Source organism: Streptococcus oralis, assembly GCF_019929345.1.
In the GTDB taxonomy this organism is placed as follows: domain Bacteria; phylum Bacillota; class Bacilli; order Lactobacillales; family Streptococcaceae; genus Streptococcus.
This window is the reverse complement of record NZ_JAHZPJ010000004.1, coordinates 1-22,982: the sequence shown is the minus strand read 5'-3', so window position 1 is coordinate 22,982 and position 22,982 is coordinate 1. Positions and strand designations below refer to the sequence as shown.

At 40.8% G+C, this 22,982-nt stretch carries 23 protein-coding genes and 1 pseudogene; 17 read left to right on the top strand and 7 right to left on the bottom strand.

What is annotated here, in order from left to right; genetic code table 11:
- Positions 1-69: 69 nt before the first annotated feature.
- From tuf to ffh, 4 genes are all read left to right on the top strand, one after another.
- Positions 70-1,266 carry an elongation factor Tu gene (gene tuf, locus K1I97_RS04100; protein WP_049505740.1) on the top strand — a complete coding sequence of 399 codons (1,197 nt, stop codon included), beginning with the start codon at positions 70-72 and terminating at the stop codon, positions 1,264-1,266.
- 141 nt (positions 1,267-1,407) lie between these two features.
- On the top strand, positions 1,408-1,740 hold the full coding sequence (locus tag K1I97_RS04095) for a putative DNA-binding protein (protein WP_006145392.1): 333 nt from the start codon (positions 1,408-1,410) through the stop codon (positions 1,738-1,740).
- Between the two features lie 2 nt (positions 1,741-1,742).
- Positions 1,743-1,958 carry a 2-oxoglutarate:acceptor oxidoreductase gene (locus tag K1I97_RS04090; RefSeq protein ID WP_223331552.1) on the top strand — a complete coding sequence of 72 codons (216 nt, stop codon included), beginning with the start codon at positions 1,743-1,745 and terminating at the stop codon, positions 1,956-1,958.
- Positions 1,959-1,974: 16 nt separating this feature from the next.
- The gene (ffh, locus tag K1I97_RS04085; protein WP_223331551.1) at positions 1,975-3,546 is read left to right on the top strand and encodes a signal recognition particle protein; all 1,572 of its coding nucleotides are present in this window, start codon (positions 1,975-1,977) and stop codon (positions 3,544-3,546) included.
- 82 nt (positions 3,547-3,628) lie between these two features.
- On the opposite strand, the gene K1I97_RS04080 is transcribed toward ffh, so the two are convergent.
- From K1I97_RS04080 to guaA, 5 genes are all read right to left on the bottom strand, one after another.
- Positions 3,629-4,627 carry a sensor histidine kinase gene (locus tag K1I97_RS04080; RefSeq protein ID WP_223331550.1) on the bottom strand — a complete coding sequence of 333 codons (999 nt, stop codon included), beginning with the start codon at positions 4,625-4,627 and terminating at the stop codon, positions 3,629-3,631.
- Positions 4,617-5,300, bottom strand: a complete 684-nt coding sequence (locus K1I97_RS04075; protein ID WP_223327609.1) for a response regulator transcription factor — start codon at positions 5,298-5,300, stop codon at positions 4,617-4,619. Before K1I97_RS04075 ends, K1I97_RS04080 begins: the two co-directional genes overlap by 11 nt.
- Positions 5,301-5,333: 33 nt before the next feature.
- Positions 5,334-7,388 carry an FtsX-like permease family protein gene (locus tag K1I97_RS04070; protein ID WP_223331549.1) on the bottom strand — a complete coding sequence of 685 codons (2,055 nt, stop codon included), beginning with the start codon at positions 7,386-7,388 and terminating at the stop codon, positions 5,334-5,336.
- Positions 7,378-8,151 carry an ABC transporter ATP-binding protein gene (locus K1I97_RS04065; RefSeq protein ID WP_169446009.1) on the bottom strand — a complete coding sequence of 258 codons (774 nt, stop codon included), beginning with the start codon at positions 8,149-8,151 and terminating at the stop codon, positions 7,378-7,380. The genes K1I97_RS04070 and K1I97_RS04065 overlap by 11 nt, the downstream gene beginning before the upstream one ends.
- Positions 8,152-8,418: 267 nt before the next feature.
- Entirely contained in the window at positions 8,419-9,981 is a 1,563-nt protein-coding gene (gene guaA, locus K1I97_RS04060; protein ID WP_223331548.1) for a glutamine-hydrolyzing GMP synthase, read from the bottom strand.
- Positions 9,982-10,122: 141 nt separating this feature from the next.
- On the opposite strand from guaA, the gene K1I97_RS04055 reads away from it, so the two are divergent.
- From K1I97_RS04055 to K1I97_RS04005, 11 genes are all read left to right on the top strand, one after another.
- On the top strand, positions 10,123-10,821 hold the full coding sequence (locus K1I97_RS04055) for a GntR family transcriptional regulator (RefSeq protein ID WP_223331547.1): 699 nt from the start codon (positions 10,123-10,125) through the stop codon (positions 10,819-10,821).
- Between the two features lie 136 nt (positions 10,822-10,957).
- Positions 10,958-12,244 (top strand): peptidase U32 family protein, encoded by a 1,287-nt coding sequence (locus K1I97_RS04050; RefSeq protein WP_223326765.1) that lies wholly within the window; start codon positions 10,958-10,960, stop codon positions 12,242-12,244.
- 14 nt (positions 12,245-12,258) lie between these two features.
- Positions 12,259-12,570 (top strand): CHY zinc finger protein, encoded by a 312-nt coding sequence (locus K1I97_RS04045; protein WP_223331546.1) that lies wholly within the window; start codon positions 12,259-12,261, stop codon positions 12,568-12,570.
- Positions 12,571-12,801: 231 nt separating this feature from the next.
- Complete coding sequence (locus K1I97_RS04040) at positions 12,802-13,002, top strand: F0F1 ATP synthase subunit C (RefSeq protein WP_061866010.1); 201 nt, start codon at positions 12,802-12,804, stop codon at positions 13,000-13,002.
- Between the two features lie 34 nt (positions 13,003-13,036).
- A complete protein-coding gene (gene atpB / locus K1I97_RS04035) occupies positions 13,037-13,753 on the top strand; it encodes a F0F1 ATP synthase subunit A (protein ID WP_000392869.1) in 717 nt (238 codons plus the stop codon).
- Between the two features lie 13 nt (positions 13,754-13,766).
- Positions 13,767-14,261, top strand: a complete 495-nt coding sequence (atpF, locus tag K1I97_RS04030; protein ID WP_000558543.1) for a F0F1 ATP synthase subunit B — start codon at positions 13,767-13,769, stop codon at positions 14,259-14,261.
- Positions 14,261-14,797, top strand: a complete 537-nt coding sequence (locus K1I97_RS04025; RefSeq protein WP_223331545.1) for a F0F1 ATP synthase subunit delta — start codon at positions 14,261-14,263, stop codon at positions 14,795-14,797. The genes atpF and K1I97_RS04025 overlap by 1 nt, the downstream gene beginning before the upstream one ends.
- A gap of 14 nt (positions 14,798-14,811) precedes the next feature.
- Entirely contained in the window at positions 14,812-16,317 is a 1,506-nt protein-coding gene (gene atpA / locus K1I97_RS04020) for a F0F1 ATP synthase subunit alpha (RefSeq protein ID WP_223331544.1), read from the top strand.
- 15 nt (positions 16,318-16,332) lie between these two features.
- A complete protein-coding gene (locus tag K1I97_RS04015) occupies positions 16,333-17,211 on the top strand; it encodes a F0F1 ATP synthase subunit gamma (protein WP_223331543.1) in 879 nt (292 codons plus the stop codon).
- Between the two features lie 85 nt (positions 17,212-17,296).
- Positions 17,297-18,703, top strand: coding sequence for a F0F1 ATP synthase subunit beta (atpD, locus tag K1I97_RS04010; protein ID WP_223331542.1), 1,407 nt, complete (start codon positions 17,297-17,299; stop codon positions 18,701-18,703).
- 10 nt (positions 18,704-18,713) lie between these two features.
- Positions 18,714-19,133 carry a F0F1 ATP synthase subunit epsilon gene (locus K1I97_RS04005; protein WP_223331541.1) on the top strand — a complete coding sequence of 140 codons (420 nt, stop codon included), beginning with the start codon at positions 18,714-18,716 and terminating at the stop codon, positions 19,131-19,133.
- A gap of 34 nt (positions 19,134-19,167) precedes the next feature.
- Here K1I97_RS04005 and K1I97_RS04000 read toward each other — a convergent pair whose 3' ends face one another.
- Positions 19,168-20,181 (bottom strand): lactonase family protein, encoded by a 1,014-nt coding sequence (locus K1I97_RS04000; protein WP_223331540.1) that lies wholly within the window; start codon positions 20,179-20,181, stop codon positions 19,168-19,170.
- Positions 20,182-20,325: 144 nt separating this feature from the next.
- Here K1I97_RS04000 and K1I97_RS03995 point away from each other — a divergent pair, with 144 nt between their 5' ends.
- Together K1I97_RS03995 and K1I97_RS03990 are read left to right on the top strand one after the other, a co-directional pair.
- Positions 20,326-21,492 (top strand): AI-2E family transporter, encoded by a 1,167-nt coding sequence (locus tag K1I97_RS03995; protein WP_223331539.1) that lies wholly within the window; start codon positions 20,326-20,328, stop codon positions 21,490-21,492.
- Positions 21,482-22,711 carry a tetratricopeptide repeat protein gene (locus K1I97_RS03990; RefSeq protein WP_223331538.1) on the top strand — a complete coding sequence of 410 codons (1,230 nt, stop codon included), beginning with the start codon at positions 21,482-21,484 and terminating at the stop codon, positions 22,709-22,711. The genes K1I97_RS03995 and K1I97_RS03990 overlap by 11 nt, the downstream gene beginning before the upstream one ends.
- A 49-nt stretch (positions 22,712-22,760) precedes the next feature.
- Here K1I97_RS03990 and K1I97_RS03985 read toward each other — a convergent pair.
- A pseudogene (locus tag K1I97_RS03985) lies at positions 22,761-22,900 on the bottom strand (ISL3 family transposase); the annotation flags it as partial.
- Between the last annotated feature and the right edge of the window lie 82 nt (positions 22,901-22,982).

Here is a 22,982-nt window from a genome sequence, read left to right as displayed (position 1 = left end):
TAAGGAAAGTTAGACTGTATTGCCTACTGTCTATCTATAAAATATATTTTATTGGAGGCTTTTACTCAAATGGCAAAAGAAAAATACGATCGTAGTAAACCACACGTTAACATTGGTACTATCGGACACGTTGACCACGGTAAAACTACCCTAACTGCAGCTATCACAACTGTATTGGCACGTCGCTTGCCTTCATCAGTTAACCAACCAAAAGACTATGCGTCTATCGATGCTGCTCCAGAAGAACGCGAACGCGGTATCACTATCAATACTGCGCACGTTGAGTACGAAACTGAAAAACGTCACTACGCTCACATCGACGCTCCAGGACACGCGGACTACGTTAAAAACATGATCACTGGTGCCGCTCAAATGGACGGAGCTATCCTTGTAGTAGCTTCAACTGACGGACCAATGCCACAAACTCGTGAGCACATCCTTCTTTCACGTCAGGTTGGTGTTAAACACCTTATCGTCTTCATGAACAAAATTGACTTGGTAGACGATGAAGAATTGCTTGAATTGGTTGAAATGGAAATCCGTGACCTCTTGTCAGAATACGACTTCCCAGGTGACGATCTTCCAGTTATCCAAGGTTCAGCTCTTAAAGCTCTTGAAGGTGACTCTAAGTACGAAGACATCATCATGGAATTGATGAACACTGTTGATGAGTACATCCCAGAACCAGAACGTGACACAGACAAACCATTGCTTCTTCCAGTCGAAGACGTATTCTCAATCACTGGACGCGGTACAGTTGCTTCAGGACGTATCGACCGTGGTACTGTTCGTGTTAACGACGAAATCGAAATCGTTGGTATCAAAGAAGAAACTCAAAAAGCAGTTGTTACTGGTGTTGAAATGTTCCGTAAACAACTTGACGAAGGTCTTGCCGGAGATAACGTAGGTGTCCTTCTTCGTGGTGTTCAACGTGACGAAATCGAACGTGGACAAGTTATCGCTAAACCAGGTTCAATCAACCCACACACTAAATTTAAAGGTGAAGTCTACATCCTTACTAAAGAAGAAGGTGGACGTCACACTCCATTCTTCAACAACTACCGTCCACAATTCTACTTCCGTACTACTGACGTTACAGGTTCAATCGAACTTCCTGCAGGTACTGAAATGGTAATGCCTGGTGATAACGTGACTATCGACGTTGAGTTGATCCACCCAATCGCCGTAGAACAAGGTACTACATTCTCTATCCGTGAGGGTGGACGTACTGTTGGTTCAGGTATGGTTACAGAAATCGAAGCTTAATTCGATTAAGTTCCCAGAAGAACAATTATTTAAGTCAGACACTAAAAGAATCTTGCTTTGCAAGGTTCTTTTTTTCTTCTTGCTCTATTTGAAGTGTCTCCACTCTAGCAGTATAATCGTTTTTTTGGTATAATAAAAGTTATGGAAATCGAAAAAACCAATCGTATGAACGCTCTTTTTGAATTTTATGCGGCGCTTTTGACAGACAAGCAGATGAACTATATTGAACTCTATTATGCTGATGATTATAGTCTTGCTGAGATTGCTGAAGAGTTCGGTGTCAGTCGTCAAGCTGTTTATGATAATATCAAGCGGACAGAAAAGATTCTAGAAGATTATGAGATGAAATTACACATGTACTCGGACTACATTGTCCGCAGTCAGATTTTTGACCAGATCTTAGAGCGTTATCCAGAAGATACTTTTCTACAAGAGCAAGTTGAGATTTTAACAAGTATTGACAATCGGGAGTAATCATGGGCAGTCTCGTCATTTATCAAGGAATACCTTGCGAACTATTAGCCGCAGAGGAGCCATTTCCTACTCGACTACAGATTATTTCACCCAATGATATCTCCAAAGCTATGCAAATAGGTTTTAGCTGTTGGGGATATCCAAATGAAATCATGAAAGAAGTCACACCCGAAGAACTAGAGTGTTTGCAACATTTCGGCCGATTTCCACTGAATTGAAAAATAGGAGAAAAATATGGCATTTGAAAGTTTAACAGAACGTTTGCAGAACGTTTTTAAAAATCTACGTAAAAAAGGAAAAATTTCTGAGGCTGATGTCCAAGAAGCGACCAAAGAGATTCGCTTGGCCTTACTGGAGGCCGACGTTGCCTTGCCTGTTGTAAAGGACTTTATCAAGAAAGTTCGTGAACGTGCAGTAGGACACGAGGTCATTGATACCCTCAATCCTGCCCAACAGATTATCAAAATTGTTGATGAGGAACTGACAGCTGTTTTAGGTTCTGATACGGCAGAAATTATTAAGTCACCTAAGATTCCGACAATCATTATGATGGTCGGTTTGCAGGGGGCTGGTAAAACAACATTTGCTGGTAAGCTGGCTAATAAACTCAAGAAGGAAGAAAATGCTCGTCCTTTGATGATTGCGGCGGATATTTATCGTCCAGCAGCCATCGATCAGTTGAAAACACTTGGACAACAAATTGATGTTCCTGTTTTTGCACTTGGAACAGAAGTACCAGCTGTTGAGATTGTTCGTCAAGGTTTGGAGCAAGCGCAAGCCAATCACAACGACTATGTCTTGATCGATACGGCAGGGCGTTTACAAATCGATGAACCTCTCATGAATGAGCTTCGTGATGTTAAAGCACTGGCTCAACCAAATGAAATCCTTCTTGTCATTGATGCCATGATTGGTCAGGAAGCGGCTAATGTTGCCCGTGAGTTTAATGCTCAGTTAGAAGTGACTGGGGTTATCCTTACCAAGATTGATGGGGACACACGTGGTGGTGCGGCTTTGTCTGTTCGTCACATCACTGGTAAACCTATCAAGTTCACTGGTACGGGTGAAAAGATTACAGATATTGAAACCTTCCACCCAGACCGTATGTCTAGCCGTATCCTTGGCATGGGGGATATGCTTACTCTTATTGAGAAAGCTTCTCAAGAATACGATGAGCAAAAAGCCCTTGAAATGGCTGAGAAGATGCGCGAAAACACCTTTGATTTCAATGATTTCATTGATCAATTGGATCAGGTTCAAAATATGGGGCCAATGGAAGATTTACTCAAGATGATTCCAGGTATGGCCAACAATCCAGCCCTTCAAAACATGAAGGTGGATGAGCGCCAGATTGCGCGAAAACGTGCTATTGTGTCGTCAATGACACCTGAAGAACGTGAAAATCCTGATTTGTTAAATCCAAGCCGTCGTCGTCGTATCGCTGCTGGATCTGGAAATACTTTTATCGAAGTGAATAAATTCATAAAAGACTTTAACCAGGCCAAACAGCTCATGCAGGGTGTTATGTCTGGCGATATGAACAAGATGATGAAGCAAATGGGAATCAATCCAAACAACCTTCCAAAAAATATGCCAAATATGGGAGGAATGGATATGTCTGCCCTTGAAGGCATGCTGGGACAAGGTGGTATGCCTGATATGTCAGCTCTCGGAGGAGCAGGAATGCCAGATATGAGCCAGATGTTTGGTGGAGGTCTCAAAGGTAAAATCGGTGAATTTGCCATGAAACAGTCTATGAAACGCATGGCTAATAAAATGAAAAAAGCTAAGAAGAAACGCAAATAAAAAAGGAAAGCTGAAGTGCTTTCCTTTTTGATATAAAATATGTGCTTTCTATGATTAGGCAACTTCCTTAATCGAAAAATTACTAAATAGAAAGAGTGATTTCAAATCCTTGCATCCATTCGGATTTTACTGTAATTTCGATTTTTAAAGCATCTGCTAATTGTTTGACCAGATAGAGGCCCATGCCTGTCGATTTTTTCCTTGTGTCTCCTGAATCACCTGTAAATCCTTTTTCAAAGATATGAGGGAGGTCGCAAGCTTTAACTCCGCAGCCATTATCCCTAATAATCAGACTTGTACGTCCCTTGTCTATTGACATAGAAATATTGAGTTTGGGCTTGTCAGAGCTATATTTAAGGGCGTTGGCGAGGATTTGAGAGAGGATAAATTCAAAACTGCGTTGATCGGTGTAGCAGGTTCCTTGTATATTTTCTAGCTGAATCGTAAAATTCTTTTCTTTGAGTAAGGGATCAAAGTTTTCCAAGAGATCTTGGATACATTCTTCTAGGTCAAGGTCTTCAAATAGAAAATCATTTTTCTCACTTTTTACCCTGTAGTAGAATAGGATCTGCGATACATTTTCTTGTATTTGGTTTCTCACATAGTCCAACTTAAAAGCTGTATCCTCAGGCAGCTGGTCACTTTGATTGTCCAAAAGGAGGGAAAGAAGCGATAGAGGGAGTTTAATCTCATGTGCCCATTTTTCAACATAGTCCTCATACTCGGCTAGTAATGAGTTGAGTTTTCCTATTTCAGCCTGCTTTTGATAAAGTGTATCTGCCATTTTTTCAATGCTTTCTTTCTCTGAGGCACTTGATAAATGCAATAATTCAAGCTCAGTATCCATCTTGGGATTGGCTATGAAGGCTTTATAGGCAGCGGATTTTTTTCTTTCTTTTCTTATCAGTAGGAATGATAGGATGAAAAAAAGCAGGACGGTGGCTAAAATATAGAGAAGGATGAGGGCCTGAAACATTCTCACATCTGAAAGCCAAAGCAGGACAGCTGTAAATAGATCAAATGCTAAGAGAACAAGTAACCAAGGCAGATAAGTAGCTAGATATTTTAGATTATATTTCATCTGGACTTACCTCTTCTAGCTTGTAACCAATACCTCTGACGGATTTGACTTGAAGGGCAATGCCAGCCTGTTTCATCACCTTTTTCAGCCTTGCAATGTTTACTTGTAGGGCATTTTCATCGATGAACTCAGTTGTATTCCACAGTTTCATGCTCAATTCTTCTTTTGTGACGACAGAATCAGTTGCCACTAATAAGGTTTCTAGCAATTTCCCTTGATTTTGGGGGAGTAAAATCGAATGTCCGTTGATATAAAGGGTATAGGTATTTCTATCCAGCAGGAAATTATCTTTTTCAAGCAAATTTTGTCTACCTTCATAGCGTTTCAAGATGTTTTCTATACGAGCCAAGAATCTTTCTTTTTTGAAAGGTTTTGTTAAGTACTCGTCTGCCCCTAATTTTAGGGCATAGATCTCATCTTTTAGTTGTTCACGGGAGGTGAGAACCAATATGGGCACAGAGCGTTTTGACTTGAGATTTTTACAAATTTGAAAACCTGTTTCTCCCGGTAAATTCAAATCCAGTATGATTAGATCCGTATCGTATTGCAGCACTTGCTGGCTTGTATCTTTGAAGTCTGTCAACTTATCAACTTGATAACCCGCTTTCTCTAACAAGATGACAATTTCATCTCGAATCAAGGCTTCATCTTCAATAACCAGAATATGCTTCATATTGGTTCCTCCTTTTCCTAATTTTATTCTACCTTATTCATCTCTTTTGGGTTCCATTAAGGACAATAAGTACTTGTTGCTATTCTTCTTTACAATTCTGATATAGATGACTTCAAATCCAGCTAAGAGCAGTACTATCAGCATGGCTGTGATAAATTTCTGCCCCATAGCCATTCTTGCACTGGCTGGTACTATTCCTGTGAGGAGGGAGCTCACTCCGAAGCTACTACTGATAAGTGCAAGGGCTATTGGCAGACCGAAATACCAGTTGATTTGCTTTTCTGACGATTTACAAAGAGTTTCGTAGTTGGCTCCGAGATGGATCAAGGTTTGGTATCGTCTGTAGGATTGTCTTTGTCCCATCAAAAATTGAACGCCAATGATTGTATTTGCCACAACAAGGAAGATGATAGCCAGATAGATAGTGATATAGCTGGCAGAGATAATGTAAAATAATTGTCTTCCCATATTTTGTATATAGCTTTCATAGCCAAGAGAGGTTTGATTTAGCTTTTCATTCGTATCTGAGATAGCTCTCATCAGGCCTTTTTCCTTAACTAGCTCAGGAGCCAAGATACCGCTGACATAGTTCGAATAGTGACCGTCTGTATAGCTCATAAAGGTCTCATCTGGGACTATGAGGGCAACAGAGAGGGTGATTTCACGATCCGTTACAATCGGTAAAGACTCCACCTCTCCAATCAATTTTACATCATTTCCCATGACTTTGATTTGAGGCTTCGTCTTCAGAACAGAGTTGACGAGACTTTCATCTGGGAGAAAATCTTTCCCCATATACAAGTAGGCTTCCTTGCTAGTTAATTCTAGAGGAGGGAGATTGGCAGCCTTTCTAAGTTCATTGTATTCGGAAACTGGTATGAGGTGGGAAGTAGTAGACTGTTTAAATTTATGGAGCAAAATTTCCTTGTTCTTGCTGCCTTTTTGCTTTTTCAACTCCTTGATGACCTCTTCAAAGGACACGTACTCGTGTTCTTTAGTTTTGCCTACTTTAATTTGCAGAATCTTTGAAAACTGTGATGCTAGTCCAGCAGCTTCAAGCTCTTTTTTTACTGTATTTACATCAAGATTTTCATCTGTTTCCTGCTTGCTATCTCTAAATGTATAATCCAATACGTGGGTTTGATTGCCTGAATTGCCACTTGCAATAGCAACACCTGCTCCAAAGAGGCATAAGGCAGAGAAGATTAAGAGGGAGCAGATAGCTAGTATAGTTGAGCGCTGGATAACTAATTCCTGAATCTGTCTAAAATTATAGGCATGAAGTTTTCGATTGCCTCCAAGATTGACCAAGATGTCTATAAATAAACGCATGCCAAAGAAGAGTAGGATGGTTCCCAGAGTCCCCAAGAGAACAGTGATGCCCATGGTTATGACACTCCCCCAAGCTCGTCCGCTCATACCCAAGTAATAAGCTGTTCCTAGAAGCAAAATTCCGAGGGCGGAAGCAAGAAGGTAGATACCTTTGGGAAGTAGTTTTTTCATCCCAGAAGGTGAATAGGCAAGCAGGTTTCCGATTTCCTTATTGGCTGTTTTTGCACTTAAAAGAACAAAAACAGCTAATTTTACGGCCAGAAAGCCGATGACTGTATAGAATAGAGCTGTAGTAGATAGAGAAAATTGATGCTCAATAATCCCTAGTCCCACAATTTTAGCGGTTATTAGGCTAATCAGTTCTGAAATCAAGATGGAAATAGGAAGACCTATTCCAAGAGCAAGGATACTGTTTCTCAAATCCTCGAGCAGGAGCAGCAAGAACAGTTTGCTTCTTCGCATGCCTAATGTGAGATAGACACCAAATTCATGTTTTCTTCTTTCCATCTGCATACTGCTTGCGAAGTAGACTAGAAAAAAGAGAATAAAGAGCGTTGCTACGTAAAGAATAGGAATCATGCTAAAGAGTTTATTTACAGCATGACTCTCTATTTGTTTTAGAAAGATCATCACATCTTGATGAGATAAAGAAAGGATGATGTAAAAGGAGATAATAGAAAGAACCATGGAACTGAAGTACAAGCCATTATTTTTTCGATCTCTCTTGCTATTTCTTGAGACTAATTTAGAAAACATTGCCATCACCTCCAGCTAGGGCTGCCATGACCTTTAGTATTCTGTGGTAAAAATCTTCCTGACTTTCTCTTGGATAATCGCGTCGGATTTCATGGAATAGTTTTCCGTCTTGGATGAACAAGATGCGGTTGCAAAAGCTGGCAGCGACAGAATCGTGGGTCACCATGAGAATGGTGGTCTCTTCCAATTGATTCATTTCAGCTAATTTTTGCATCAAAATAGTTGCATTTTTTGAATCCAAAGCCCCTGTGGGCTCATCCGCAAATACAATTTTAGGGTCTAAAATCAAGGCACGCGCAGCAGCTACCCTTTGTCGTTGACCACCTGATAATTGAGATGGGAACTTATCTAGAAGTTCAGAAATATCCAGATATTGGGAAAGCAATTCTAACCGAACCTTGCTTTCGTTGGCATCGACCTTGTGCAAAGACAGTGGGAGTAAAATATTTTCTTTGGCTGTCAGATTGTCCAAAAGCTCAAAATTCTGAAAGAGGTAGCCGATTTCCTTACCACGATAATCAGCTAACTGACTACCCTTTAACTGACCTAAATCCTTTTCTTGCATTTTAATGGAGCCGTCAGTTGGCTTGATGATAGTGGCGAGACAGTTAAGAAGGGTTGTTTTCCCAGATCCACTACTCCCCATAATCCCTAAGAACTCACCTTTGACAACTTGAAAAGATATGCCGTTCAAGGCCTTGGTGATATTCGGCTCTTTTCCATAATGCTTTGTTAATGATTCTACTCGTAAAATTGTTTCCATGTGAAACACCTCCATCTTTTGTTACTTTTATTATAGTATGAATCAGAGTAGAATAACACTTACGGATGATGTAAGAAATCTTTTTCGCTGACATTTATAGTCAGATTATTTTAGCTATACTTATTATATTATAGCATGGTTTTAGGGATTTAAAAAGGGGAGTAGAAGCTCAAAGACTGTCTATGTTACAAAAATTTCTTATTTTGAAAACGTGAAAGAAAAAGCCTTAGAAATATAGATTTCTAGGACTTTTTTAACTTATTAACTCTATTCCCACTCAACGGTTGCTGGTGGTTTACTTGTAATATCGTAGACGATACGGTTAACGTGGTCTACTTCATTTACGATACGTACAGAAATCTTTTGAAGAACTTCCCAAGGAATCTTGGCAAAGTCAGCTGTCATACCATCGATAGAAGTAATGGCACGAATGGCGATGGTGTAGTCGTAAGTACGACCGTCACCCATAACACCGACTGAACGAACACCTGTATTAACTGTGAAGTATTGCCAGATATCGCGGTCAAGACCAGCTTTAGCGATTTCTTCACGAAGGATAGCATCAGACTCACGAACAGTTTCTAGTTTCTCTTCAGTGATTTCACCCATGACACGGATAGCAAGTCCTGGTCCTGGGAATGGTTGGCGCCATACGATGTGGTCTGGCATACCAAGTTCTGTACCGAGAGCACGAACTTCGTCCTTATAAAGAGTGTTCAATGGTTCAATCAGTTCAAACTGCATGTCTTCTGGAAGACCACCCACGTTGTGGTGTGATTTGATGGTTTGGGCTGTGTCCGTACCAGACTCAATCACGTCAGTGTAAAGCGTTCCCTGAGCAAGGAATTTTACATCTTTGAGCTTGCTTGCTTCGTCATCAAAGACATAAACAAACTCGTTACCGATGATTTTACGTTTTTGCTCAGGATCAGAAACACCTGCAAGTTTATCAAGGAAACGTTTTGAAGCATCAGCTTTGACAATATTCAAACCGAACTTACCACCAAGCATATCCATAACTTGGTTAGCTTCTCCCTTACGAAGAAGACCGTGGTCTACAAAGATACAGATTAATTGATCGCCGATCGCTTTTTGGAGAAGAACTCCAACAACAGAAGAGTCAACACCACCTGATAGACCGAGAAGAACACGCTTGTCACTTACAGTTTCACGTATTTTCTTGATCTGCATATCGATAAAGTTGTCCATTGACCAGTCACCCTTAGCTTTACAGATGTTAAGGGCAAAGTTGCGAAGAATATCATTTCCGTATACAGAATGGCGAACTTCTGGGTGGAATTGAATACCATAGATATGCTTGTTAGGGTTTTCAATGGCTGCGTAAGGACAGTCAGCAGAAGTTCCAGTACGAACAAAATCAGCTGGAATCTCTGTAACAGCATCGCCATGGCTCATCAAAACAATCTGTTCTTCAGGAGTCCCTTCAAAGAGGGCAGAAGTGGTATGAGTAAGTGGTGATTGGCCATACTCACGGTTACCAGCATCACCTGCAGGGACAACTTTTCCTCCAAGTTTATGGGTTAAAAGTTGCATACCGTAGCAGATTCCCAAAATTGGAATGCCAAGTTCAAAAATTTCTGGGTCAATATCAAATGAACCATCTTCGTATACAGAGTTTGGTCCACCAGAGAGGATGATCCCTACAGGGTTAATCGCACGAACCTCTGCGGCTGAGATTTTGTGACTTTTTAGCTCTGAAAAAACACCAATTTCACGAATACGGCGTGAAATCAGCTGGTTGTATTGGCTACCATAGTCCAGTACGATGATTTTTTCGACATCTTGCAAATCAGTTGAAATGTTGCTCATCTTTTTCCTTTCTCAAAAGAAATATCTTTTTCAATATTTTATCACAAATAGGGGCGAATTACCAACTAAACAAGGCAAAGTTTGACTTTTTATTAGCAAATACGGTACAATAGAGAAAATAAAGAAAAGAAGTGAAAAAGCATGTTACCAGCTTATATGAAAATCCACGATCAGATTAAAAAGGATATAGATGAGCATCGTTGGAAGATTGGAGAAAGACTTCCGAGTGAACGAGATTTGGCAGAGCTGTTTCAGGTTAGTCGGATGACCTTGCGCCAGGCCATCTCTCTTTTGGTTGAGGAAGGAGTTTTGGAGCGCAGAGTAGGAAGCGGAACCTTTGTCTCTAGCACTCGTGTCCAAGAAAAAATGCGGGGGACGACCAGTTTTACGGAGATTGTCAAATCTCAGGGGAAAGTACCTTCTAGCCAACTCATTTCTTACAGAAGAACCATTCCAAATGAGCAAGAGGTCGCAAAGCTAGGGATTACTCCGACAGAGAATATTATTCGCATGGAACGGGTGCGTTACGCTGACCAAGTACCGCTAGTCTATGAAGTCGCATCCATTCCTGAGAAATTTATTAAGGACTTCAAAAAAGAAGAAATCACCAGTCATTTCTTCCAAACCTTGCAGCAGCATGGTTATCGTATTGGCAAATCCCAACAGACCATTTATGCAAGATTGGCTAAGGAAAAGATTGCTCACTATCTAGAAGTCGAAAAGGGGCATGCCATTTTAGCCTTGACTCAGGTCTCTTATCTTGAAGATGGGACGGCTTTTGAATATGTAAAAAGTCAATACGTGGGCGAACGCTTTGAATTTTATCTTGAAAATAACTAGTCTAGAAAGGCTAGTTTTTTGTTTTAGAAAAGATTAGAATTGTCAAAACAATCTGTCTAGACTTGATTTTATCTAGTATTTACTATAAAATGGGAAGGAAAAACGTCAAACTTTTATATTGCAAATAGGAGAAAACATGACAAAAACATTAAAACGTCCTGAGGTTTTATCACCTGCAGGAACTTTAGAGAAGCTGAAAGTAGCTGTTCAATATGGTGCGGACGCAGTCTTCATCGGTGGACAGGCCTATGGTCTTCGTAGCCGTGCTGGGAACTTTACCTTTGAACAGATGGAAGAAGGCGTGCAGTTCGCTGCTAAGTACGGTGCCAAGGTCTATGTGGCTGCTAACATGGTGATGCACGAAGGAAACGAAGCTGGTGCTGGAGAATGGTTCCGTAAGTTGCGTGACATTGGGATTGCCGCAGTCATCGTATCAGACCCAGCCTTGATCATGATTGCAGCAACAGAAGCACCAGGTCTTGAAATCCACCTTTCAACCCAAGCCAGTGCGACTAACTATGAAACTCTTGAGTTCTGGAAAGAACTTGGTCTAACTCGTGTGGTTTTGGCCCGTGAAGTATCAATGGAAGAATTGGCAGAGATTCGCAAACGTACTGATGTTGAGATTGAGGCCTTTGTCCATGGAGCTATGTGTATTTCTTATTCAGGTCGCTGTACGCTATCAAACCACATGAGTATGCGTGATGCCAACCGTGGTGGTTGCTCTCAGTCTTGCCGTTGGAAATACGATCTTTACGATATGCCCTTTGGTCAAGAACGCAAGAGTCTTAAGGGTGAAATTCCAGAAGAATTTTCAATGTCAGCCGTTGACATGTCTATGATTGATCATATTCCAGATATGATCGAAAACGGTGTAGACAGTCTCAAGATTGAAGGACGTATGAAATCTATTCACTACGTTTCAACGGTGACTAACTGTTACAAGGCGGCTGTGGATGCATATCTTGAAAGTCCTGAGAAGTTTGAAGCTATCAAGCAAGACTTGGTGGACGAGATGTGGAAGGTTGCCCAGCGTGAATTGGCAACAGGTTTCTACTATGGTACACCTACAGAAAATGAACAGTTGTTTGGTGCACGTCGTAAAATTCCTGAATACAAGTTTGTCGCTGAAGTCGTTTCTTATGATGATGCGACCCAAACGGCAACTATTCGTCAACGAAACGTTATCAACGAAGGCGATCAAGTTGAGTTCTACGGACCAGGTTTCCGTCATTTTGAGACTTATATCGAAGATCTTCATGATTCTAAAGGAAATAAAATCGACCGTGCTCCAAATCCAATGGAACTCTTGACCATCAAGGTTCCACAACCTGTTCAAGCTGGGGATATGGTCCGCGCTCTCAAGGAAGGTCTTATCAATCTCTATAAGGAAGACGGGACAAGCGTCACAGTTCGTGCCTAGATAAGGAAAAGTGAATGAATCAAGCACAAGGTTTGTTAGTTGATGATGAAAGCAGATGTGTTCACTATCATGGTGAAAAGGATATTATTTCCCTTCAGTGTTATGAGTGTAAGAAATACTATGCTTGCTATCAGTGTCATAATACTATAGAAACGCATGTATTTTCGCTCTATCCCTTGGTGCTTACAGATGATCAACCGATTTTATGTGGGGCTTGTAAGAGGACAATGACGTTTCAAGAATATCAAAAACAGATAGCTTGTCCTTACTGTAGTGCTCCATTTAATCCAGGTTGCAAAAAACACTATTCCTATTATTTTAAATAAAATGAATTCATCCAAGTTTCAAACTTGGATTTTTTCAATTTGTTTCAGAAAACAGAGTGAAAGTGGAAAAACACTCGCTCTAAAATGAGAAATTTTTCTATATAATAGGATAAAAATGGCAAAAATAGAAATAAATTATCTGAAACGCTTTCAACGTGAGTAAAAAGTTGACAAATCAAAATTTTAGGACTAAACTAAGTAAGTAAATTTTAAATAAAAGGAGAATTCATCATGAATTTAACATTTTTCGGTCTTTGTCTTGCCTGTATGGGTGTATCTCTTGCAGAAGGTATGTTGATGAACGGTTTGTTCAAATCAGCAGCTCGCCAACCAGACATCATCCCACAATTACGTAGCTTAATGATTATGGGGATTGCCTTTATCGAAGGAACGTTCTTGGTTACCCTCGTCTTTTCATTTATCATCAAATAAAGAGAAGTATAAAATGGAAAAGGGAGGATTTTAGATGGAAGAAAGTATCAATCCAACCATCAATATTGGTCCTGTTACCTTTGATTTAACCATGTTAGCCATGACCTTGTTGATTGTGGGAGTTGTTTTTGGCTTTATCTATTGGGCAAGTCGCAATATGACTTTGAAACCCAAAGGAAAGCAAAATGTACTTGAGTATTTCTATGACTTCGTTATTGGATTTACAGAACCTAACATTGGTAAAAGCTACATGAAAGACTACTCGCTCTTTTTCCTTTGTCTATTTCTATTTATGGTACTAGCAAATAACCTCGGTTTGATGGCGAAACTTCAAACTACAGATGGGACAAACCTTTGGACATCGCCAACTGCAAATCTCCAGTTTGACTTGGCCTTGTCATTTGGAATTATCCTGATGACCCATATAGAAGGAATTCGTCGACGTGGTATTAAAAAATATCTAAAAGCTTATATCACACCTGGCTTTATGACTCCCATGAATATCTTAGAAGAGTTTACCAACTTTTTATCACTTGCCTTGCGGGTGTTCGGAAATATCTTTGCTGGAGAAGTGATGGCTAGTTTGCTAATCACTCTATCTCATCAAGCTCTATATTGGTATCCAGTTGCTTTTGGTGCTAACTTGGCTTGGACAGCCTTTTCTGTCTTTATTTCCTGCATCCAAGCCTATGTGTTTACCATGTTGTCTTCTATGTACTTAGGAAATAAGATAAATGATGGAGAAGAGTAGAAAGGAGTAACAGATGCACGTAACAGTAGGTGAATTAATTGGTAACTTTATTTTAATCGCTGGCTCTTTTATCCTTTTGATTGTCTTAGTTAAGAAATATGCGTGGTCAAACTTGACAAGTGTCTTCGAAGAAAGGGCAAATAAAATTGCTGCTGATATTGATGGAGCTGAACAAGCTCGTCAAAAAGCAGAAACTCTTGCCCAAAAACGTGAAGATGAATTGGCTGGTAGTCGCAACGAAGCCAAAACAATCATTGAAAATGCTAAAGAGACTGCAGAGAAGAGTAAAGCAGATATTCTGGCAGATGCTAAAGTAGAAGCAGGTCGCTTAAAAGAGAAGGCGAATCAAGAAATTGCTCAGAATAAAGCTGAAGCTTTGCAAAGTGTTAAGGGCGAGGTGGCAGATTTGACAATTAGCCTCGCTGGTAAAATCATCTCAAAAAACCTTGACAGTCATGCTCATAAGGAACTCATTGATCAGTATATCGATCAGCTAGGAGAAGCCTAATGGACAAGAAAACAGCAAAGGTCATTGAAAAGTACAGCATGCCTTTTGTCCAATTAGTGATTGAAAAAGGAGAAGAGGACCGGATTTTTTCAGACTTGGATCAAATCAAGCAAGTCGCAGAAGAAACGGGCTTACCTTCTTTTTTAGCTCAGGTGGCAGTTGATGAGTCTGATAAGGAAAAAACAGTTGGTTTCTTTCAAGACTCTGTCTCACCTTTAATGAAAAACTTTATTCATGTTCTGATTTACAATCACAGAGCAAATCTTTTTTATGATATCATTGTTGATTGTTTGAATCGTCTTGAAAGAGAAACCAATCATTTTGTCGTCACGATTTCTTCAGCTTATCCTTTAACGATTGAACAGAAGGAACGTTTGCTTCCCTTGATAGAGAAAAAAATGTCTCTGAAAGTACGGAGTATCAAAGAACAAATTGATGAAGGGCTCATTGGTGGTTTTGTCATTTTTGCTAATCACAAGACAATTGATGTGAGTATAAAACAACAACTTCGAGTTGTTAAAGAAAATTTGAAATAGAAAGTGGTGTTCTTTTGGCAATTAACGCACAAGAAATCAGCGCTTTAATTAAGCAACAAATTGAAAATTTCAAACCCAATTTTGATGTGTCTGAAACAGGTGTTGTAACCTATATCGGGGACGGAATTGCGCGTGCTCACGGTCTTGAAAATGCCATGAGTGGAGAGCTGTTGATTTTTGAAAACGGCTCTTATGGGATGGCGCAAAACTTGGAGTCTACAGACGTTGGGATTATCATCCTTGGAGACTTTACAGATATTCGTGAAGGTGATACCATTCGCCGTACAGGTAAAATCATGGAAGTCCCTGTGGGTGACAGCCTGATCGGACGTGTTGTCGACCCACTTGGTCGTCCAGTTGACGGTCTTGGAGAAATCCACACTGATAAAACTCGTCCAGTAGAAGCGCCAGCTCCAGGCGTTATGCAACGTAAGTCTGTATCAGAACCATTGCAAACTGGTTTGAAAGCTATTGACGCCCTTGTACCGATTGGTCGTGGTCAACGTGAGTTGATCATTGGTGACCGTCAGACAGGGAAAACAACTATTGCGATTGATACAATCTTGAACCAAAAAGGGCAAGATATGATCTGTATCTACGTAGCGATTGGACAAAAAGAATCAACAGTCCGTACACAAGTAGAAACACTTCGTCAGTACGGTGCCTTGGACTACACAATCGTTGTGACAGCATCTGCTTCACAACCATCTCCATTGCTCTTCCTAGCTCCTTATGCCGGAGTTGCTATGGCGGAAGAATTTATGTACCAAGGCAAGCATGTTTTGATCGTTTACGATGATCTTTCAAAACAAGCGGTCGCTTATCGTGAGCTTTCCCTCTTGCTTCGTCGTCCACCAGGTCGTGAAGCCTTCCCAGGGGATGTTTTCTACCTTCACAGCCGTTTGCTTGAACGTTCAGCTAAAGTTTCTGATGAACTTGGTGGTGGATCAATTACAGCCCTACCATTTATCGAGACACAAGCAGGAGATATTTCTGCTTATATCGCAACCAACGTGATTTCAATCACAGACGGTCAAATCTTCCTTGGCGATGGTCTCTTCAATGCAGGTATTCGTCCAGCCATCGATGCGGGTTCATCAGTATCTCGTGTAGGTGGTTCTGCACAAATCAAAGCTATGAAGAAGGTTGCTGGTACACTTCGTATCGACCTTGCTTCATATCGTGAGTTGGAAGCCTTCACTAAGTTTGGTTCCGATTTGGATGCAGCAACACAGGCTAAGTTGAACCGTGGACGTCGTACTGTGGAAGTATTGAAACAACCAGTTCATAAACCATTACCTGTTGAGAAACAAGTAACCATTCTCTATGCTTTGACACATGGATTCTTGGATACGATTCCAGTAGATGATATTGTTCGTTTTGAGGAAGAGTTCCATACTTTCTTTGATGCGCAACATCCAGAGATTTTGGAAACCATTCGTGAAACAAAAGACTTGCCAGAAGAAGCAGTCTTGGATGCTGCGATTACAGAGTTTCTCAATCAATCCAGCTTCCAATAAGAATAGAGGTGTCAGATGGCAGTATCTCTAAATGATATTAAAACAAAAATCGCCTCAACAAAAAATACTAGTCAAATCACCAATGCCATGCAAATGGTATCGGCTGCCAAGTTAGGTCGCTCTGAAGAAGCAGCGCGCAACTTCCAAGTTTACGCTCAGAAAGTTCGTAAGCTTTTGACGGATATTCTGCATGGTAACGGATCTAGTGGTTCTACCAATCCGATGCTCATCAGTCGTCCAGTTAAGAAAACAGGCTATATCGTTATTACTTCAGACCGTGGCTTGGTTGGAGGTTATAATGCTTCCATCCTTAAAGCTGTGATGGAGTTGAAAGAAGAATACCATCCAGATGGTAAAGATTTTGAGATAATCTGTATCGGTGGTATGGGAGCTGATTTCTTTAAGGCTCGTGGTATTCAGCCAATCTATGAACTACGTGGTTTGGCAGATCAACCTAGTTTTGATGAAGTTCGTAAAATTATTTCAAAAACGATTGAGATGTACCAAAACGAACTTTTTGATGAACTCTATGTCTGCTACAACCATCATGTCAATACTCTCACAAGTCAAATGCGTGTGGAACAAATGCTGCCAATCGTTGACTTAGATCCAAATGAAGCGGATGAAGAGTATAGCTTGACCTTTGAGTTGGAAACGAGTCGTGATGAGATTCTAGAGCAGTTGTTACCTCAGTTTGCAGAAAGTATGATATACGGAGCTATCATCGATGCCAAGACAGCTGAAAATGCTGCAGGTATGACAGCCATGCAAACGGCGACTGATAATGCCAAGAAGGTCATCAATGATTTGACAATCCAGTATAACCGTGCCAGACAGGCGGCGATTACACAAGAAATTACAGAAATCGTAGCGGGGGCTAGTGCCTTAGAATAAGGCTCTACCCTGTACGTATCAAAATGAACTTAGGCCCTAGGTGAACTAGGAACCGACAGTATCTTATATAGAATAGGAGAAGGAGATGAGTTCAGGTAAAATTGCTCAGGTTATCGGTCCCGTTGTAGACGTCTTGTTTGCAGCAGGGGAACCACTTCCTGAGATTAACAATGCACTTGTCGTCTACAAAAATGACGAAAGAAAAACAAAAATCGTCCTTGAAGTAGCCTTGGAGTTGGGTGATGGTATGGTCCGTACTATTGCCATGGAATCAACAGATGGTTTGACTCGTGGAATGGAAGTATTGGACACAGGCCGTCCAATCTCTGTACCAGTAGGTAAAGAAACTTTGGGACGTGTCTTCAACGTTTTGGGAGATACCATTGACTTGGATGCTCCTTTCGCTGAAGACGCTGAGCGTCAGCCAATTCATAAGAAAGCTCCAACTTTTGATGAGTTGTCTACCTCATCTGAAATCCTGGAAACAGGAATCAAGGTTATCGACCTTCTTGCCCCTTACCTAAAAGGTGGTAAAGTTGGACTTTTCGGTGGTGCCGGGGTTGGTAAAACCGTCTTGATCCAAGAATTGATTCACAATATTGCCCAAGAACATGGTGGTATTTCAGTATTTACTGGTGTTGGGGAACGTACTCGTGAGGGGAATGACCTTTACTGGGAAATGAAAGAATCAGGTGTTATCGAGAAAACAGCCATGGTATTTGGTCAGATGAATGAGCCACCAGGAGCCCGTATGCGTGTTGCCCTTACTGGTTTGACAATTGCCGAATACTTCCGTGATGTAGAAGGCCAAGATGTGCTTCTTTTCATTGACAATATCTTCCGTTTCACTCAAGCTGGTTCAGAAGTATCTGCCCTTTTGGGTCGTATGCCTTCAGCCGTTGGTTACCAACCAACACTTGCTACAGAAATGGGTCAATTGCAAGAACGTATCACATCAACCAAGAAGGGTTCTGTAACCTCTATCCAGGCTATCTATGTGCCAGCGGATGACTATACTGACCCTGCGCCAGCAACAGCCTTCGCTCACTTGGATTCAACAACAAACTTGGAACGTAAGTTGGTACAGTTGGGTATCTACCCAGCCGTTGACCCATTGGCTTCAAGCTCTCGTGCCTTGGCGCCTGAGATTGTCGGAGAAGATCACTATGCAGTTGCTGCTGAAGTTAAACGTGTCCTTCAACGTTACCATGAATTGCAAGATATCATTGCTATCCTTGGTATGGATGAACTTTCTGATGAAGAAAAGACCTTGGTTGCACGTGCCCGTCGTATCCAGTTCTTCTTGTCACAAAACTTCAACGTTGCGGAGCAATTTACTGGCCAACCTGGTTCTTATGTACCAGTAGCAGAAACAGTTCGTGGTTTCAAGGAAATCCTTGAAGGAAAACATGACCACTTGCCAGAGGACGCCTTCCGTGGTGTCGGTTCAATCGAAGACGTCATTGCTAAGGCAGAGAAAATGGGATTTTAAGAGGTGATCTATGGCTCATTTAACTGTCCAGATCGTGACACCAGATGGCCTCGTCTATGATCACCATGCCAGCTTTGTATCGGTACGAACTCTGGATGGTGAGATGGGGATCTTGCCACGACATGAAAATATGATTGCGGTTTTAGCGGTTGATGAAGTAAAGGTAAAACGAATCGATGATGATACTCATGTGAACTGGATTGCAGTGAACGGAGGGATTATCGAGATTGCCAATGACATCATTACCATCGTAGCAGACTCAGCAGAACGCGCTCGTGATATCGATATCAGTCGTGCAGAACGTGCGAAACTTCGCGCTGAACGTGAAATCGAAGAAGCTCAAGACAAGCATTTGATTGACCAGGAACGACGCGCTAAGATTGCTCTTCAACGTGCCATTAACCGTATCAATGTCGGAAATAAACTATAATCAAAAAATGAACTTGAAACTCAAGTTCATTTTTTTAATGTGGGAGGTTGATGCAAACTGCTTCAGGAACGTAGAAGTCGTTAGAAAGCTCTGCAAGACGGCCACTTTCAGGATTACGCTTAAAGACGGTTGCGTTATCAGAATCTTGATGAACAGCAATGAGAAACTCTTGATCAGGAGTCAGGTCGAAATCACGTGGATTTTTTCCGTGACTTGGTACAATTTCTAATAATTCCAGACTGCCATCAGCGAGGATTGTATACACTGCAATAGAATCATGACCTCGGTTGGATGCATAGAGGTATTTGCCATCTTTTGAGAGACGAATGGCAGCAGTAGCATTGAAATCCTCGTATCCATCTGGTAAGGTTGAAATGACTTGCATGCGTTCAAATTCACCAACACCATCATAAATCAAGACCTCTATCGTGCTATTAAGTTCGCAGATGAGATAGGCAATCTTATAGTGGTGGTGGAAAACGATGTGGCGAGCACCTGCTCCAGCTTGGCTGTGATAGGTGGAGAGTTTACTTAGTTTTCCTTCTGGGCTGACATCATAGGTCGTCACCTCGTCCGTACCGAGGTCACATGTGACGAGATACTGATCAGGTGTTAGGTCTGTAAAGTGTACATGAGGGGAAGTTTGGTTTTCATGAGGACCGTGTCCACTATGCTGATCTAGATCTGTTTGGATGAGGCTACCATCCGTTTGACGTTTATAAACCAGAACTTGACCTTTATGATAGTTGGACCCGTAAACGAGACTACGCTTTTCATCCACTGCCACATAACAATGGGGAGCGCCTTCTTCAACCACATGATTTAGCAAAGCGCCATCTGTCTTGTAAGCAGCGATACCACCTAAGCCATCCTGGCTCCCTACAGTGTATAAGTGTTGCTGTTGGTCAAAAGCAAGGTAGGTCGGACTTGGTTCAGTAGCAAAGAGTTCAAGATTTGCAAGCTGACCTGTTTCTGTATCAAAATCTGCCTTGTAAATCCCTTTAGATAAGCGACGAGTGTAAGTTCCAAAATAAACAGTTTCTTTCATGTCCATACCTCTTAATAATGATAAATTTATTATACCACAAAATAATAGACAAGATGCATCAGGCTTCTTTATGTAAGCACTTTAAAAAAGAGTTATTTTAGTCTAAAAATGGTATAATGAGAGAACGACAGAAAGGATGTATTTATGGAACATAAAGAGAAACATTTTAGCCTATCTTGGTTTTTTAAGTGGTTTTTAGATAATAAAGCCATCACTGTATTTTTAGTAACCTTGTTACTGGGGCTAAATATTTTTATTCTAAGTAAGATTAGTTTTATCTTTTTACCCGTTTTGGATTTTTTAGGGGTTGTCATGTTACCAGTTATTTTATCTGGTTTACTTTATTACCTCCTTAATCCGATCGTTGACTGGATGGAGAAACACAAGATCAATCGTATACTTGCCATCAGTATTCTCTTTGTTATAATTGGACTCTTTATTATTTGGGGGCTGGCAGTCGCTATTCCAAATCTCCAACGCCAAGTCTTAAATTTTGCAAAGAATGTACCAACTTATCTTAAGGATGCTGATAAGGTGATCAATGACCTTGTAACCAAACGCTTGCCAGATGACTTTAGACCGCAGTTGGAGCAGGTCCTTGCCAATATCTCTACTGAGGCGACCATGTGGGCCAGCAAAATCTCTTCTCAAGCAGTTAACTGGGTCAGCGCTTTTATCAGTAGTGTTTCTCAGATTATTGTAGCGGTCATTATCGTACCTTTTATGCTCTTTTATCTGTTACGTGATGGAAAAGGTTTACGAGATTATTTGACCAAGTTTATTCCAACGAAGTTAAAAGAACCTGTTGGGGAAGTCCTGTCAGATGTTAATAAACAGTTGTCAAACTACGTTAGAGGGCAGGTTACAGTTGCTATTATCGTGGCAATTATGTTTATTATCTTCTTTAAGATTATTGGTCTCAGATATGCTGTAACTCTTGGCATTACGGCTGGTATCCTCAATCTAGTACCTTACCTGGGTAGTTTTCTAGCGATGTTGCCTGCTTTGGTTTTGGGCTTAATAGCGGGCCCTGTCATGCTTTTGAAAGTGATTATTGTCTTTATTGTTGAACAAACGATTGAAGGTCGCTTTGTTTCCCCACTTATTTTAGGTAGTCAGCTAAACATCCATCCAATCAATGTTCTCTTTGTTCTCCTAACTTCAGGATCTATGTTTGGTATTTGGGGAGTCTTGCTGGGAATTCCGGTCTATGCCTCTGCCAAGGTCGTTATCTCAGCTATCTTTAACTGGTATAAAAAAGTCAGCGGTCTGTATGAAGAAGAAGGGGAGGAAATCAAGAGTGAACAATAGTCAACGCATGCTTCAGGCTTTGGATGAACAGGATTTAACCAAAGCGGATCAGTATTTTCACAAAGCTCTCGAAACAGATTCAAGTGAAGTTCTTTACGAACTAGCAAGCTATCTAGAGGGAATTGGCTTTTATCCTCAAGCTAAAGAAATTTACCAACATATCGTTACAGAATTTCCAGAAGTGAATCTGAACTTAGCCAGCATTGCTAGCGAGGATGGCAATGTTGAGGAAGCCTTTGCTTACCTTGAGGAAATCACACCTGAAAGTGACTGGTATGTATCGGCCTTGGCCTTGAAGGCAGACCTCTATCAGTTGGAGGGATTGACAGATGTAGCGCGTGAAAAGTTACTGGAAGCCTTAAACTACTCAGATGATCCCTTATTAGTTTTTGGTTTGGCTGAGTTGGATAGCGAGTTAGGGAATTATCAGGAAGCGATTCAGGGCTATGCCCAATTAGACAATCGCTCCATCTATGAGCAAACAGGTGTCTCAACCTATCAGCGAATTGGCTACGCTTATGCTCAGTTAGGCCAGTTTGAAGCTGCAACTGAATTCTTAGAAAAAGCCTTAGAATTAGAATACGACGACCAAACTGCTTTTGAACTGGCTAGTCTTTACTTTGACCAAGAAGAGTATCAAAAATCTGTTCTTTACTTTAAGCAGATTGATACCATTTCACCAGATTTTGAAGGATATGAGTATGGTTATAGTCAAGCCTTGCACAAGGAACATCAGATAGAAGAAGCTCTCCGTATCGCTAAACAAGGTTTGGAGAAAAATCCATTTGAAACTCGGCTCTTACTAGCTGCTTCTCAGTTTTCGTATGAATTACATGATCCTAGTGGTGCTGAGCAGTTTCTTCTTACTGCAAAAGAGGATGCAGAGGATACAGAAGAAATATTCCTTCGCCTTGCAACCATTTATATGGAACAAGAGCGGTTTGAGGACATTATCGCTCTCCAAATTCAAGAACCTGAAAATCTCTTGACCAAGTGGATGATTGCCCGTTCTTATCAGGAAATTGAGGATTTAGATAAGGCATATGAGCTCTATCAGGAACTATCGTCTGACCTCAAGGACAATCCCGAGTTTCTGGAGCAGTATAGCTATCTCTTACGTGAATTGGGATATTTTGAAGAAGCCAAAGTGCAAGCTGAAGCTTATTTAAAAATCGTTCCAGATGATGTTCAGATGCAAGAACTCTTAGAAACACTTTAAAAATATCCACCTCTTTGTCAACTGTAGTGGGATGAGAAGAAACTTGATATCTGGAGAGGACAATCGCTGTTTTCTCCATTTTAATATTTAGAGCAATGAAAATTTGTTTCTTAAAGTTTTCAAAGTTCGAAATCCAAAGACATCTCGTTTGATGAGGTTATTAGTTGTTTCTAATTTAGTATTAGAGTATAAACGAGCTAAAAATCAAACAAAACAAAAAAAGATGCGCAAAAAACTTGAATTCAGTCAAACTTTGTGGTATATTGAAGTT

Bases quoted from the DNA above. Each gene is read 5' to 3' on its own strand.
- tuf (WP_049505740.1), top strand. From the start codon at position 70: ATGGCAAAAGAAAAATACGATCGTAGTAAACCACACGTTAACATTGGT.
- K1I97_RS03995 (WP_223331539.1), top strand. From the start codon at position 20,326: ATGGAACATAAAGAGAAACATTTTAGCCTATCTTGGTTTTTTAAGTGG.
- atpD (WP_223331542.1), top strand. From the start codon at position 17,297: ATGAGTTCAGGTAAAATTGCTCAGGTTATCGGTCCCGTTGTAGACGTC.
- guaA (WP_223331548.1), bottom strand. From the start codon at position 9,981: ATGAGCAACATTTCAACTGATTTGCAAGATGTCGAAAAAATCATCGTA.
- K1I97_RS04025 (WP_223331545.1), top strand. From the start codon at position 14,261: ATGGACAAGAAAACAGCAAAGGTCATTGAAAAGTACAGCATGCCTTTT.
- K1I97_RS04005 (WP_223331541.1), top strand. From the start codon at position 18,714: ATGGCTCATTTAACTGTCCAGATCGTGACACCAGATGGCCTCGTCTAT.
- K1I97_RS04045 (WP_223331546.1), top strand. From the start codon at position 12,259: ATGAATCAAGCACAAGGTTTGTTAGTTGATGATGAAAGCAGATGTGTT.
- K1I97_RS04015 (WP_223331543.1), top strand. From the start codon at position 16,333: ATGGCAGTATCTCTAAATGATATTAAAACAAAAATCGCCTCAACAAAA.
- K1I97_RS04065 (WP_169446009.1), bottom strand. From the start codon at position 8,151: ATGGAAACAATTTTACGAGTAGAATCATTAACAAAGCATTATGGAAAA.
- ffh (WP_223331551.1), top strand. From the start codon at position 1,975: ATGGCATTTGAAAGTTTAACAGAACGTTTGCAGAACGTTTTTAAAAAT.
- K1I97_RS04095 (WP_006145392.1), top strand. From the start codon at position 1,408: ATGGAAATCGAAAAAACCAATCGTATGAACGCTCTTTTTGAATTTTAT.
- K1I97_RS04090 (WP_223331552.1), top strand. From the start codon at position 1,743: ATGGGCAGTCTCGTCATTTATCAAGGAATACCTTGCGAACTATTAGCC.
- atpB (WP_000392869.1), top strand. From the start codon at position 13,037: ATGGAAGAAAGTATCAATCCAACCATCAATATTGGTCCTGTTACCTTT.
- atpF (WP_000558543.1), top strand. From the start codon at position 13,767: ATGCACGTAACAGTAGGTGAATTAATTGGTAACTTTATTTTAATCGCT.
- K1I97_RS04080 (WP_223331550.1), bottom strand. From the start codon at position 4,627: ATGAAATATAATCTAAAATATCTAGCTACTTATCTGCCTTGGTTACTT.
- K1I97_RS04055 (WP_223331547.1), top strand. From the start codon at position 10,123: ATGTTACCAGCTTATATGAAAATCCACGATCAGATTAAAAAGGATATA.
- K1I97_RS04070 (WP_223331549.1), bottom strand. From the start codon at position 7,388: ATGTTTTCTAAATTAGTCTCAAGAAATAGCAAGAGAGATCGAAAAAAT.
- K1I97_RS04000 (WP_223331540.1), bottom strand. From the start codon at position 20,181: ATGAAAGAAACTGTTTATTTTGGAACTTACACTCGTCGCTTATCTAAA.
- K1I97_RS04075 (WP_223327609.1), bottom strand. From the start codon at position 5,300: ATGAAGCATATTCTGGTTATTGAAGATGAAGCCTTGATTCGAGATGAA.
- K1I97_RS04040 (WP_061866010.1), top strand. From the start codon at position 12,802: ATGAATTTAACATTTTTCGGTCTTTGTCTTGCCTGTATGGGTGTATCT.
- K1I97_RS04050 (WP_223326765.1), top strand. From the start codon at position 10,958: ATGACAAAAACATTAAAACGTCCTGAGGTTTTATCACCTGCAGGAACT.